Source organism: Flexivirga sp. (genome assembly GCF_051955415.1).
In the GTDB taxonomy this organism is placed as follows: domain Bacteria; phylum Actinomycetota; class Actinomycetes; order Actinomycetales; family Dermatophilaceae; genus Flexivirga.
In genome coordinates, this window is record NZ_JBQCGS010000095.1 from 1 (window position 1) to 12,570 (window position 12,570).

A 12,570-nucleotide genomic window follows, 5' to 3' on the forward strand; every position below is an offset into this window, starting at 1 on the left:
AGCCCGGCCAGCAGCGCCGGACTCAGCCGGCTGGACTCGCCGCCACGCAGGGCCTTGCCGTGCTGGATACGGAACGTCATCCGAGCCGGCACGTACAGGTCTTTTACGGAGTAGTCCAGGCTGGCGGTCGCGCGCAGGCCCAGCATGTCCCAGTTGTCGGCCAGCCACACGTCGTTGCGCGGCACCAGGCAAACCAGCGGCTCGCCGTCGTCGCAAGTGACCGAGAGGTTCAGGTGGGTCGCGACGGACGTGCCGGGCGCGAAATGCCAGGTCCCGGTGACCCGGTAACCACCCTCGGCCGCCTCGGCCGTTCCCGTGTAAGACGTGGCGTGCCCGCTGACCAGCGGGAACCCGTCGGTGCGCAGCTCCTCGATCGCCTCCTGCGGCAGATAGGTCGCCGCGAGCGCCGTCTCGGTGACGATCGACCGGGCCAGCCAGCCCAGCGAGGCATCGGCATACGAGAGCCGTTCGATCACGGTCAGCACCTCGGTCGGCGTCGCCTCCAGCCCGCCGAGCTCGCGCGGCATGATCAGGCCGAAGACCCCGCTGTCCTGCAGCGCGTCGCGCACCGCGGGGCTCGGGCGGCGCAGCCGCTCCCCCACCTCGGCCTCGACCTGGAAGAGGTCGTATGCCGCCGCGAGTCGTTCGACGACGGCAGCGACGTCGGCGCTCAGTCCGGTCCGGCTCATCCCCATGCCTCCGTCGATCCGTCGTTCGGTAGCGCCAGCGCCCGCCAGGCACCCTGGTAGAACAGCAGCGGTTTGGCGGCTGTCTCCTGTCCGAAGGAGGACACCTGACCCAGCACCAGCACGTGATCGCCGCCGTCATAGGCGGCCCACGGGGTGCACTGGAAGTGCGCCAGCGACCCGTTGAGCCACGGGGCGTTGTCGTCCTCCACCCACTCGATCTGGTGCGTCTGCGGCTTGCCGGCGAACTGCAGTGCGGTGAGCAGCTGTTCGTTGCCCATGATGTTGACCGCGAACGGCCGTTCCAGCAGGTAGCCCAGCGCCCGCGAGCTGCGCTGCATGCTGATCAGCACCAACGGTGGCTCCATCGACACCGAGGTGAAGGAGTTGACCGTCACCCCGTAGTAGACCCCGCCGGCCTCGTAGGTGAGCACCACGACACCGGTTGCGAAGTTGCCGAGCGCGTCGCGCAGCGCACGCGGGTCGGTCAACTGCGGCGCCACGGACGCGGCGGGCAGGGTGAGCGCCTCGTCGGCGTTCTCGTAGAGCTCGAAGTTCCACATCAACTCCGACATGGCACTTCCTTTCCTGGTGCGGATCCGGTGGCCGACAGGTGCGGCCCACCGCGAGCGTGGCGTGGTGTGGGGTGGCGTGGGCGTCGTGGTCAGACGGCTTCGTCGAGTGCGTCGGCCTCGTCCGCGAACGAGGTCCCGGTGCCTTCGGGCAGGACGGCACGCAGCACCGGGTAGAGCACGACGGCCACGACGAAGGAGACGAAGAACCCGAGCGGGAAGGTGTCGGTGGCGATCAGGAACACACCGACCGCCGCGGCAACTGCCAGACTGATCAGGCCCGCCCAGTTCCACATCTCCAGCCGTTCACGATGCATCTCGAATCGCCGGCCGCGGACGAGGTAGAAGTCGGCCACCATCACGCCGCACATCGCGAAGGTGCACGCACCGAGGTGGGCGAGATACTTGTTGAAGCTGTCCAGGATGCCTGCCGAGATCATCACCAGCGCAATGACATTGGCGACCACGACCATGACGGCCCGACCCGGCTTGCGTCCGAAGAGGACATCGACGAGGTTGACCAGCGACAGCGACCCCGAATAGGCGTTGATCGCCTGGGCCTTGGCCTGCGCCGCGTAGATCGTGACGAAGCCGAGCCACCCGGCGAAGATCACGAAGAATGCTCCGGTGTTTCCCATGACGTAGCCGGTGCCCACCTGGCCGGCCTGCTCGGCGGTCATCCCGGAGTTGTTGGCCACCAGGTACTTCACGACTTCCGGCATACCGCCGATGACCACCAGTGAGCCCAGCACGGTCATCACGATGTTCTGCATGAGCGGTCCGCTGATCGACAGGATCGTCACATCGCGGCCGGTCCGGCAGTAGCGCGCGAAGTCGGTCGTCACCAGCGCGATGGTCCCGCCGGTCGCCCCCATCAGGCCGAGCGCGGCCTCCAGCCGCGGCCACCAGCCGCCGGGCACGATGCCGTGGTAACCGAAGACCGTCGACATGCTCGCGTCGCCCGCGGCATAGATGTGGAAGACCATGTAGACCGCGACCACCAGCGTGACGACGATCAGCACCCCGGTCGCTCGCAGTGCGAGCTTCAGGCCGAAGATCGCCAGCGCCGTCCACAGAATGGCGAGGAGACCGTAGATCACGATCTTGGTCAGCCACGTGTCGCTCCAGTGGAAGGCGAGCAACGTGCCCTCGTAGAGCAGTGCCGACTCGACGGCCAGGAAGCCGAGGATCATCACCGCGAAGATGACCGAGCCCGCCGCCGACCCGCGCAGGCCGAAGCCGAAGAAGCGAGCGGTCAGCGTGCTGGACATGCCGGTCTGGTAGGCCATCTGGCCCAGTGCCCGGCCGAGCAGCACACCGATCACTGCCACGGTGACACCAGCCAGCATGCCGAGCCCAAAACCGGCGAGGACCACGGTGAATCCGGCGATCGCGAAGATCACCAGAGCCGTCGCTACACTCATCGGGCTCAACGAGAGCTGCCAGCCGCTCTTGCGGTCCGCAGCCGGGACGCTGACGAGCGAATGGTCCTCGGCCGCCGACGCCAACGAGGAATCGATGGAGGCCTCGGCGACCGGGGCTCCGCCCGGCGCGGCGACCGGAGCCGGTCGCGACTTGGCTGTGGACATGGTGGTTGTTCCTTCGTTCTGGGAGGGGATGGGCCGGGTCCGCGCCGCAGCGCGGACCCGGGTCGTCATTGCGACGTGCTGCTGCCCGCCACGGCCAGTGCTTCGATCTCCAGCCGGATCTCCGGCTTGGCGAGCGCGGCCACCTGGACCAGGGTGCACGTCGGGAAGTCACCGGTGAAGAACTGCTTGCGCGCGTCCCACACCTTGGCGTTCTGGGTGATGTCGGTGACGAAGATCGTCATCTTCAGCACGTCATCCAGCTGCGCTCCGGCTGCGGCCAGCAGGTCTCGGATCTTGCCGAAAATGACCATTGCCTGGTCGTATTCGTCGCCGATGACCGTCTCACCGTCGGCACCGCGTGCCGTCATGCCCGACACGGAGATCAGGTCCCCGACGCGCAGGCAGTTGGACCACATGCCGTCCGCCGGCTCGCGCACCTGCTCGGCGCGGAAACGCTGCCGCCCGGCGCTCACAGCTGGATCCGATCGTCCCAGGCGGACTTACCGCTCCAGTTGACGCAGACGCTCTGCCGGCGCATGAACTCCCGCCACGAGTCGGACCCGGCCGTGCGGCCGCCGCCGGTCTCCTTCTCACCGCCGAACGCCGCTCCGACATCGGCGCCGGTCGTGCCCATGTTGACGCGGACGATGCCGCAGTCGCTGCCACGCGAGGACAGGAACCGTTCGATGTTCATCAGGTTGGTGCTGTGCATGCCGGACGCCAGTCCCTGCGCGACGTCGTTGTGTATGGCGATCGCGTCGTCCAGGTCGTCGTAGACCAGCACCGACACGATCGGCGCGAACGTCTCTTCCTGCGCGATCTCGGACTGCGGGTCGACGTCCACGACGATGGTCGGTTCGACATACAGCCCGGGCCGATCGATGACGTGTCCGCCGTGCACCACGCGGGCGCCCGACTTCTCGGCCTCGGCGAGGACCTGCTGGAAGCGGGTCACCGCGGCCGCATCGATCAGCGGCCCGACGACGGCCTCCGGGTCGCGCGGGTCGCCGACGGCGATCTGGTCGAACGCACGACCCATGAGTTCGACCAGCCGGTCGGCGATGCTGCGGTGTGCGATGACGCGGCGGGTGCTGGTGCAGCGCTGGCCGGTGGTGCCCACGACACCGAAAGTCAGTGCCTTGGCAGCGAGTTCGAGGTCTGCGGTCTCGTCCACGATGCAACCGTTGTTGCCCGAGCACTCCAACTGGTAGCGACGGCCGAGGGTACTGCCGACGATCTCCGCCACCTTCTTGCCGACGCCGGTCGAGCCGGTGAAGGAAACGAGCGCGATCCGCTCGTCAGCGACCAGTCGCTCGGCGATCGCGTCGTCGGTGGGGATGAACATCGAGAAGACGCCGGGGTGCCCAAGCTCCTCGCAGGCCTGAACGGCCAGGCGCTGCAACGCTATCGCGGTGAGCGGTACCTTCGGGCTCGGCTTCCAGATGACAGTGTTGCCGGCGATCGCCGCCAGAAAGCCGTTCTGTGCCCAGACGTTCCCGGGGAAGTTGTAGGCGCTGATGATCCCGACGACCCCCAGCGGCAGCCACTGGTCGTACATCCGGTGGTCGGCACGCTGCGACTGCTGCGTGTAGCCGTAGAGCATCCGGGCCTGCCCGGCCGCGAGGGTCGACATGTCGATCGACTCACGCAGCTCGCCCTTGGCCTCCATGATCGACTTACCGGTGTCGAGGCAGACCAGTGCGGCCAGGTCGTCGAGGTTCTGTTCGATCAGCTGCCCGATGCGTCGCACCAGGGCACCCCGGGCGGGAGGCGGCACCTGGGACCACTTGCGCTGGGCGGCGATCGCGTCCTCGATGATGCGGTCGTAGTCCTGCGCCGTGGCCGGGGCGATCCTCGCGACGACCTCGCCGTCGGCCGGGCAGACGGCTTCCAGCAGCTCGCCCTCGGGCGCTTGCGGGTCGGTCCAGCCGGTGCTGGGTATGTAGGCACCGGAGTGCACGGAGTCCAGTCCGAAGGCGGCCAGCACCTTGGCGGTGTCGAAGACGGCCGGCTTCTCGGAGGTTGTCACTGTCATGTTTGGTTCCTTCGTCAAAAAAGTCTGAAGTGCGGCGAAACGCGTTCTGTGTCAGTCGTTCGCGAGAAAGTCGCCGATCGTCTCGTCGGTGTGGTACTCGGGCTTCTCGTAGTAGTGCGGGCCGTCATAGATCTCGATCAGCACGCTGCGCTCGTGGGCGATGGTCGGACCGTGCGGGTGGTCCTTCGGGTTCGCGTAGAAGGAGCCGGGGCGCAGACGAAGTCCGGAATCGGTGTATTCGTAATCGCCTTCGAGGCAGTACATGAACTGGTTGGACGCGTGCGTGTGCTTCGTGGGGATCCGCCCGCCCTTGTCGTACTCCAGCAACGCAATGCTCGCCCCGGTCTCGGAGTTCTTGTGCAGGAAGTACTGCCGGAAGCCGTAGTCCGGGTAGTCGATCCATTCGTCGTCGTTCAGCTCGGTGTCATGCACCAGCCGTTCCAGCGACGCCTGGTCGAACGCGATGGTTTCGTCTGTCATGTCGGTTCACTCCAGCCCGGGACGCCGCACGGCGACCCACTTGTCGTATTCGTGTTTGCTCTGCTCGGTCGCCGGGAACACCTCGTAGATCGACAGACCCGCCTTCAGCTGCAGCGCGGCGAACTCCTCGTAGGCCGCCGCTGCGGCGCCCTCGTCGGCCACCTCGTCGGCGAGTTGGCGCGGGATGACCACGACGCCGTCACTGTCGCCGAGGACCACGTCACCGGGATAGACCGCGACACCGCCGCAACCGATCGGCTCCTGCAGCGCCACCGGGTGCAGAGCGATCGGGGTAGCCGGCGGAGCCGGGTGCACCTGGAAACAGGGCAGATTCGTCTCGACGATGCCCGCGCTGTCCCGATATCCGCCGTCGGTCACGACGCCGCGCACACCGCGAACCCGCAAGCGGGTCGCCATCAGGTCGCCCATGCTCGAGGCGCGAGTGCACCCCTGGGTGTCGATCACCAGGACGCTCCCGGCAGGACACTCCTCGATCGCCCGGCGGTGGATGTTGTCCGCACGTGCATATCGGCTCATGTCATCCAGGTCCTCACGGGCGGGGATGAACCGAAGGGTGAACGCTTCGCCGACCAGTGTCGGCTGCCCGTCGCGCAGCGGACGCAGACCGTACGGCATGGTGTTGCGGAAGCCGCGCTTGTAAAGCAGATTCGCGATGGTGGCACTGCCCGCCTCGACCAGCTTGAGGCGCAGTTCGTCGTCAACGACCGGGCCGGCTTCGATACTCATTCGAAGAACTCCAACGGCGGCCGCGTGCCCCACTGGGTCGTCTCGCTCGCCGTGCCGTTGAAACTGCCCGGCTGATGGGAGGCGTCGACGACGTCACCGTCGGTGTAGTGCTCGACGCGGAACCCGAAGGGGTCCTTCCAGTAGTCGAAGATCTGGCTGCCGAGCAGGTGCCGGCCGACGCCGACGTCCTGCGTGTAGCCCTGCTCGACGAGGAAGTCGTGCGAGGCCATCACCGCATCCATGTCGGTGACCTCGAAGGCGCTGTGGTGCACACCGGTGCGCTCGGACTGCAGGATCAGCGTGAAGTGGTGGTCCACCAGCTGCTGGCCGAGATCGAGGCGGACGAACGTGCCGACGACCGGGCCGTCCTGCCCCGGCGGGAGGAAGTAGTCCGAGGGCAGGAAGTTGAACCGGTCGTTCAGCCAGCCCATCGTCTGGTCGTGGTCTGACACGTGCAGGACGAAGTGCCCCAGCCGGGCTATCGACTGCGGCGCGCGCTCGATGCGCACCCACTCGGCGACCCGTCGCTTGCACTCGATGTTGTTGAACTCGAACGGCTTCCGCGTCTTGACCGGGTCCGCCTTGGCCCGCCCGTGAATGGCCCGGATCTCGAAACCGTCGGGTGTGTGCATCACCACCTGTTCGCCGCCGCCGGGCTCCGTGGAGTCGGTGATCGCCGACGAGCCCGGCTTGTCAGCCAGCTCGACCAGGTCGTCGCGGCTCGCGACCTCGATCGAGGTGCCGATGAACTGCTGAGTCTGCGACTTGTGCGTGACGTGGATGTGGTGCTGCGACCCGGTGCCCCGCATGTAGAGGGTCTGGTCATCGCTGCCGGGCGCCTTCGTCATACCGAACGACGTCAGGAACTGCTCCATGACATCCAGATCCGGGACGGCGTAGGACACCTGCGCGGAATCGATCGCGATAGCCATGTCAGCCCCTGTGGAAGACGCTGACGTCGTTCGGACCGATGAGGTCCGGCACCGTCCAGCCGTCGAGGTCGTATTCGTCCATGGCGGACTGCGCGAAGGCCTTCCAGTCCTCCAGCTTGCCGTTGCCCCGGGCGCTGAACAGGTTGGTCTGACGAGTCACGTCGTTGCTGCCGATGTAGTTGATCTCGTAGAGCTCGTGGCGCGAGCCGAACTCGGTGCCGATCGAGTCCCAGAGCAGCTTCATGACCTTGACCCGCTCCTCGGCCTTGATGCCGTCCGAGCCACGCAGGTAGGTGTCGAGGTAACCCCGCAGCTCCGGCACCTTGAAGTCGTCTGCACTGGAGTTGAGGTAGATCAGACCGCTGGCGACGATCTGTTCGATGATGTTCTTGATCTTGGGCATGGCCAGCTGGTTCATGACCCGGTAGGCGCCGGCGAACTGCGAGTCGGGCTGGATCATCCCGCCCAGCCACGGCACCTCGCTCTTGGCCATCGCGTCGGACAAGGCCCAGAAGGTGTTGCGCCAGGCGATGACCTCGCCCAGCTGCGACATCACACCGTGGAACTGCCCGGCGCCGGTGATGTCGAGCGCCTTGGCCAGCAGACCGACGATGAAGTCGAGCTTGACCGCGAAGCGGGTGCAGCCGTGCAGCGACGCGCGCTCCAGGTAGCCGGAGTGGATGTTGTACTTGTTGGCCTGCTCGAGGTCGTTGTAGATGAAGGTGTTCTCCCAGGGGACGAACACGTTGTCGAGCACCAGGATGGCGTCGTTCTCGTCGAGCCGGCTGGACAGAGGGTAGTCGAACGGTGAACCCGTCGTCGCCGCGCGGTACTCGTTGGAGACACGCGAGATGAGTTTGACGCCCGGCGCGTTGGTCGGGGTGATGAAGACCGGTGAGTATGCCGCGTCCTGGATGCCGACCGGGCCGACGTGTCCGATGAAGGTGTAGTGGGTCAGCGCCGAGCCGGTGGCCACGACCTTCGCGCCGGACACATAGAAGCCTGCGTCGGTCTCCTTGGTGACGTGCACGAAGACGTCCTTGCCGGCCCCCGGACCGCTCGCGCGGTCCACCGGCGGGTTCATGATCGCGTGGTTGAGATACCAGGTGCGCTCCTGCGCCTTGCGGTACCACGCACGGGCGTTGTCCTCGAAGCCACGGTAGAACTCGGCGTTGGCGCCCAGCGTGCCCAGGAAGCAGCCCTTGTAATCGGGCGAGCGGCCCATCCAGCCCCAGGCGATCTTCTGCCACTCCGCGATGGCGTCTCGGGACGCGATCTGCTCCTCGACCGAGGACGGCGCGCGGTAGAAGCGGTGCGTGCGACCGCCCCACTCGGTCGGCGTGGTCAGGATGTCCTGCCGCTCCGGGTCGTGCAGGGCGTCATACATCCGGGCGATCATCCGGGCCGAGTTGCGGAACGCGGGGTGCTCGGCGATGTTCTTGACGCGCTCGCCGTAGATCCAGACCTCGCGGCCGTCGTCGAGGCTGTCCAAGTACTCCTGGCCGGTGAACGGGAGGAACTCGTTGGACGTCTCGGTGGAGGTCTCGATGGTGTCTGCGGACACTGTGTCGGTCATGGCTTCTCTCGTTCGTCGCCGGTAGTGATGTCGCTGGAGTGCGTGAGTCATTCGGGAAGTCGCCGAACCGGCGGTGTCTTCGCCGCGGCGCTTGGACACATATGTGGCGCACCACACGTCGTGCGACAAGGGGTTCGGCGCCATCCGCGGGCTCGGCGGGCGCCGATCGGCGTTCGCCCGGCGGTCACCCCGGAGCGAGCAAACCGCCGCTGACCTGCAGTGATGCACTGCCTTAGCTACGGCGCGGCGTGCTCCGGACGGCGCCCGTGCTCGCCTCGTACTGTCTCGTACTGTGAGACAGGTATTTGACGCATCGGCAGCTGGTGTGCATAGCGCGCAGCTATCGGGCCATACCCGGCGTCTATGGCTCAGATCACATTCGCGGGGCCCAAGCGCCGTCCGGCGATCAGCCGGGAGGCGGCTAGCCAGCGGCTGATGTGCGGAGTCAGCTCTTGGTCCTTGCGCCAGATGACGGTCGCCTGCATGGGCCGCATCCAGGACGGAGCGTCGAGGACCGCCACTGCCGGGTTGTCGCCGACGAGGCGTTGCGTCACCGGGGCCACCCCGAGGCCCGCTGCCACGAACGCCACCGCGGTCTGCGGTGTCGACACCTCGATGGTGCGGAAGTCGTCATCGGCACCGAGCGCCGCTACGGCGTCGTCCGGCATACCCGAGAACTCCCTCATCGGCCGGGGGAGGATCCATCGGCCCCATCCGTGGCCGTCCGGGTGCAGTTCTTCCGCGCGGCTGCGAGGAACCGCCAGCCGCAGCGCGATCCGGGCGATCGGGGACCAGTCGCACATGTCACGGACGGCGTCGGCGAACCGGTCCGCAGCGAACGGGACACAACCGACATCGAGCGATCCGTCGATCAGGCCCTCGACGATGCGGTCCGGTGTCGTGTCGGTCAGCATCACATTGACGGCCGGAGCCTGCCGGATGAACTCGGTCAGCACGTCGGCCATCACCTCGTGGATCACCATCGGCTCGAGGCCGACGCGCAGATCACCGACCAGCCCTTCGGCCATCAGCGAGATGGTGGTGCTCAGCCGCTCCCGGTCCGCGAGCAACCGGCGCGCGTTGGCCAGCAGGTAGCGACCCACCTCAGTGGGCGCCACGCCCCGTGCCGACCGCTCGAGCAACTGCACCCCGAGGTCGCGCTCCAGTTTGATGATCGCGGTGGTCAGCGTCGGCTGCGACAGGCCCAGTGCCTTCGCAGCGCCGGAGACGGAACCCTTGTCGACCACGGTGCGGAAATAGTCGAGCTGACGAAATTCCATGCTGGGCACACCCTTGCGACTTCGGCAGCCGTGAGGCCACCGTCCGAATTCCGGAGACGGCTCCGGTCCGGGTTCCGATGGATCGTGCCGAGGGTAGAACACGCGACGTCCCGGACATGGGTGGTTGCACGGATGAGGCAGGTTTTCTGCGACCGCTGCTCGCAATAGCCCTTCGCAGGCGGCCGGATCAGCAGTATCTTGCGAAAACCCCTGGTCACCCGACCACCTACGGGATTTTCCTTGGCCCCTGAGGAGCGCCCATGAAGCGCAGCACATCCGTCAAGATCGCCCTCGCCACCGCAACCGCCGCCGGCCTCACGGTCTCGGCACTGCCGGCATACGCAGCCAGCCCCGCGAGCTCGTTCACCTACAAGGTCACGCCGATCGCCGTGAAATCGCACTTCGGCAAGACCCCCGCCGCCCTGCCGGCCGGTCCGGCGGACTGTCTCGCCCAGACTGCCGGCGAGTTCGCCTGCCAGACGCCGCACAGCATTCGGGCGGCATACGACATCCCGGACACGATCAACGGCAAGGCGGCCGGCACCGGCCAGACGATCGTCATCGTCGACGCCTTCGGCAGCCCGACCGCGGCATCGGACCTGGCGACGTTCTCGACCGCCTTCGGCCTGCCGCAGGCCGATCTGTCGATCTACTACCCGGGCGGCAAGCCGACCTACAACGGACACGACACACAGCCCAGCTGGGCGCAGGAGACCTCACTGGACATCCAGTGGGCGCACGCAGTGGCACCAGGTGCCAAAATCGCCCTCGTCGTCGCGGCCAACGACCACGGCGCATCGCTCGACAACGCGGTGAAGTACGCCGTCGACAACAAGCTCGGCAATGTGCTGTCGATGAGCTACGGCGAGTCCGAGAACCTGATCCACGGAAACAACGCCCAGCAGAGCCAGGTGCACAAGACCTTCGCCAAGGCCGCCGCGCAGGGGATGTCGGTCTTCGCTTCCTCGGCCGACAGCGGCTCGGACAACGGTGCGGGCTACGAGAACTTCTCGCTGCCGGCCGCCGATCCGCTGGTGACCGCCGTTGGCGGCACGAACCTGTATGCCGGCAGCGGTCTCGCCCAACCCCGCGAGACCGTCTGGGGCGACTACGCGAACTGTCCCACCAACTGTGCGGACGGTCCGTTCGGTGCCACCGGCGGTGCACCCAGCCTGCTCACCGCGAAGCAGGGGTCCGACGTCGCCTACAACGCGAGCGTCTACACCGGTGTGCTCACCTACCTGGGCATGCTGGGCGGTGACAACAACGGCTTCTACTTCTTCGGTGGCACGTCGGCGGGGTCACCGCAGTGGGCCGGCATCGCCGCCGACCTCGACCAGGCGACCGGCTCGAAGATCGGCAGCGTCAGCAACTACGCGCGCAGCTGGGCACGCAGCGGCATGTTGTATGACGTCACCGAGGGCAGCAACTCCACGCCGACCTTCAGCGGCGGCTACTCGGCCAGCACCGGCTGGGACTCGCCCACCGGCTGGGGCACGCCGAACGTCGGCGCGATCATCGACTCACTGACCAAGTGATCGCCCGACCGTCGGCCACCGCGGAGCGGCGCACTCCTTTTGAGGTGTGCCGCTCCACCGGGGTGCCGCTCCACCGGGTGAGACACGCGATGGATCGATCACCTGACCGGCCGCATGTCGGCCGTCACTCTGGTGGAATGGAGGAGTGATCGCGAGGGGAGGGGGCGACCATGACGACCGCATCTGTCGGACGCACGCCGAACGGCGCCGACTGCACGGGGGTGACGCGCTGGGTCGCGCCCGACATCGACAGCCTGAGCGTCCGGATGGGGCCGAGCACCGCGCATCCCGCCGTCGGCCTGCTGGTACCGGATGCGCAAGTCACCGGCCTGCCACACACCAGGTGGGTGCAGATCACCACCGGCGCGCTGGTCGGCGGATGGGTGAGCACGGACTACCTGACCTCCGAGCAACCGGGCAGCACACCGTCGACCCCCTGTCCGCGCATCACCGGCCGGGTCACCAGCGACGACCAGTTCGCCAACATCCGGTCCGGTCCCGGCTTCCACCAGCCCGTGGTCGGACGCTTCGCCCAGCACGAGCTGGTCACGGGCCGGCTGGTCGACAACGGCCCCTGGATCGGGACCTTGGGGGGTTACGTCAACCGGGGCACGATCCGGGGGCACGCCGCAGATCCGTGCAGCCTCAACGGCCGCATCCCCGAGCAGCTGCTCTCGCCGGTTCCGTTGTGCTACAACGCCGATGCGCACTTCGAGCCCGGCTACACGCCTGCGACGACCCGTTATCTGAACCAAGCGGCGTTGACCGCTCTGCATCGGTTGCAGCGCGCCTTCAAGCGGTCCTTCGGGCACTTCGCGACCATCGACCTGACCTATCGGTCGTATGACGAGCAGCTCTTCTGGTTCGACAAGTTCGGCGCACCGCGCGCCGCGGTCCCCGGCACGTCCAACCACGGCTACGGGTTGGCGATCGACTTCGAGGAGCGCGACACCCCGAACCTCTACTCCTGGGGTGCGCGGGGCAATGACTGGCTGCTGACCCATCAGGAGTCCTTCGGCTTCCACAACCCCTTCGCTGCGACGCTGCAGGAGGGCGAGGACTACCACTTCAACTTCGTCGGCTGAAGCGACCACACGGGCCATCGGCGCGCAGTAACGTCGATGGGCCCGCTTCC

At 67.1% G+C, this 12,570-nt stretch carries 12 protein-coding genes; 2 read left to right on the forward strand and 10 right to left on the reverse strand.

Features of this window, described 5'->3' with window-relative positions; genetic code table 11:
- The 10 genes from ACTHL4_RS15530 to ACTHL4_RS15575 form a co-directional block, all read right to left on the reverse strand.
- A partial coding sequence (locus tag ACTHL4_RS15530; protein ID WP_440283665.1) for an acyl-CoA dehydrogenase family protein occupies positions 1 to 689 on the reverse strand: 689 nt, incomplete at its 3' end.
- Positions 686 to 1,261: a flavin reductase family protein gene (locus ACTHL4_RS15535; protein WP_440283666.1), complete on the reverse strand. Its 576-nt coding sequence runs from the start codon at positions 1,259 to 1,261 to the stop codon at positions 686 to 688. The genes ACTHL4_RS15535 and ACTHL4_RS15530, both read right to left, overlap by 4 nt.
- An 89-nt stretch (positions 1,262 to 1,350) precedes the next feature.
- The gene (locus ACTHL4_RS15540) at positions 1,351 to 2,847 is read right to left on the reverse strand and encodes a purine-cytosine permease family protein (protein WP_440283667.1); all 1,497 of its coding nucleotides are present in this window, start codon (positions 2,845 to 2,847) and stop codon (positions 1,351 to 1,353) included.
- Between the two features lie 65 nt (positions 2,848 to 2,912).
- Positions 2,913 to 3,320: a RidA family protein gene (locus tag ACTHL4_RS15545; protein WP_440283668.1), complete on the reverse strand. Its 408-nt coding sequence runs from the start codon at positions 3,318 to 3,320 to the stop codon at positions 2,913 to 2,915.
- A complete protein-coding gene (locus tag ACTHL4_RS15550; protein WP_440283669.1) occupies positions 3,317 to 4,882 on the reverse strand; it encodes an aldehyde dehydrogenase family protein in 1,566 nt (521 codons plus the stop codon). The genes ACTHL4_RS15545 and ACTHL4_RS15550 overlap by 4 nt, the downstream gene beginning before the upstream one ends.
- 51 nt (positions 4,883 to 4,933) lie before the next feature.
- A complete protein-coding gene (locus ACTHL4_RS15555; RefSeq protein ID WP_440283670.1) occupies positions 4,934 to 5,362 on the reverse strand; it encodes a cupin domain-containing protein in 429 nt (142 codons plus the stop codon).
- Positions 5,363 to 5,368: 6 nt separating this feature from the next.
- The gene (locus ACTHL4_RS15560) at positions 5,369 to 6,109 is read right to left on the reverse strand and encodes a ribonuclease activity regulator RraA (RefSeq protein WP_440283671.1); all 741 of its coding nucleotides are present in this window, start codon (positions 6,107 to 6,109) and stop codon (positions 5,369 to 5,371) included.
- Positions 6,106 to 7,041, reverse strand: a complete 936-nt coding sequence (locus tag ACTHL4_RS15565) for a VOC family protein (protein ID WP_440283672.1) — start codon at positions 7,039 to 7,041, stop codon at positions 6,106 to 6,108. The genes ACTHL4_RS15560 and ACTHL4_RS15565 overlap by 4 nt, the downstream gene beginning before the upstream one ends.
- A 1-nt stretch (position 7,042) precedes the next feature.
- Positions 7,043 to 8,617 carry a 4-hydroxyphenylacetate 3-hydroxylase N-terminal domain-containing protein gene (locus ACTHL4_RS15570; protein WP_440283673.1) on the reverse strand — a complete coding sequence of 525 codons (1,575 nt, stop codon included), beginning with the start codon at positions 8,615 to 8,617 and terminating at the stop codon, positions 7,043 to 7,045.
- Between the two features lie 368 nt (positions 8,618 to 8,985).
- On the reverse strand, positions 8,986 to 9,897 hold the full coding sequence (locus ACTHL4_RS15575; protein WP_440283674.1) for a LysR family transcriptional regulator: 912 nt from the start codon (positions 9,895 to 9,897) through the stop codon (positions 8,986 to 8,988).
- A gap of 260 nt (positions 9,898 to 10,157) precedes the next feature.
- On the opposite strand from ACTHL4_RS15575, the gene ACTHL4_RS15580 reads away from it, so the two are divergent.
- Together ACTHL4_RS15580 and ACTHL4_RS15585 are read left to right on the forward strand one after the other, a co-directional pair.
- Complete coding sequence (locus ACTHL4_RS15580; protein WP_440283675.1) at positions 10,158 to 11,435, forward strand: S53 family peptidase; 1,278 nt, start codon at positions 10,158 to 10,160, stop codon at positions 11,433 to 11,435.
- Positions 11,436 to 11,605: 170 nt separating this feature from the next.
- Positions 11,606 to 12,520 (forward strand): D-alanyl-D-alanine carboxypeptidase family protein, encoded by a 915-nt coding sequence (locus ACTHL4_RS15585; protein ID WP_440283676.1) that lies wholly within the window; start codon positions 11,606 to 11,608, stop codon positions 12,518 to 12,520.
- Positions 12,521 to 12,570 lie beyond the last annotated feature (50 nt).

Excerpts from the sequence above, each read along its gene's own strand:
- ACTHL4_RS15560 (WP_440283671.1), bottom strand. The coding sequence starts at position 6,109 with ATGAGTATCGAAGCCGGCCCGGTCGTTGACGACGAACTGCGCCTCAAG.
- ACTHL4_RS15575 (WP_440283674.1), bottom strand. The coding sequence starts at position 9,897 with ATGGAATTTCGTCAGCTCGACTATTTCCGCACCGTGGTCGACAAGGGT.
- ACTHL4_RS15555 (WP_440283670.1), bottom strand. The coding sequence starts at position 5,362 with ATGACAGACGAAACCATCGCGTTCGACCAGGCGTCGCTGGAACGGCTG.
- ACTHL4_RS15540 (WP_440283667.1), bottom strand. The coding sequence starts at position 2,847 with ATGTCCACAGCCAAGTCGCGACCGGCTCCGGTCGCCGCGCCGGGCGGA.
- ACTHL4_RS15535 (WP_440283666.1), bottom strand. The coding sequence starts at position 1,261 with ATGTCGGAGTTGATGTGGAACTTCGAGCTCTACGAGAACGCCGACGAG.
- ACTHL4_RS15585 (WP_440283676.1), top strand. The coding sequence starts at position 11,606 with ATGACGACCGCATCTGTCGGACGCACGCCGAACGGCGCCGACTGCACG.
- ACTHL4_RS15580 (WP_440283675.1), top strand. The coding sequence starts at position 10,158 with ATGAAGCGCAGCACATCCGTCAAGATCGCCCTCGCCACCGCAACCGCC.
- ACTHL4_RS15565 (WP_440283672.1), bottom strand. The coding sequence starts at position 7,041 with ATGGCTATCGCGATCGATTCCGCGCAGGTGTCCTACGCCGTCCCGGAT.
- ACTHL4_RS15550 (WP_440283669.1), bottom strand. The coding sequence starts at position 4,882 with ATGACAGTGACAACCTCCGAGAAGCCGGCCGTCTTCGACACCGCCAAG.
- ACTHL4_RS15570 (WP_440283673.1), bottom strand. The coding sequence starts at position 8,617 with ATGACCGACACAGTGTCCGCAGACACCATCGAGACCTCCACCGAGACG.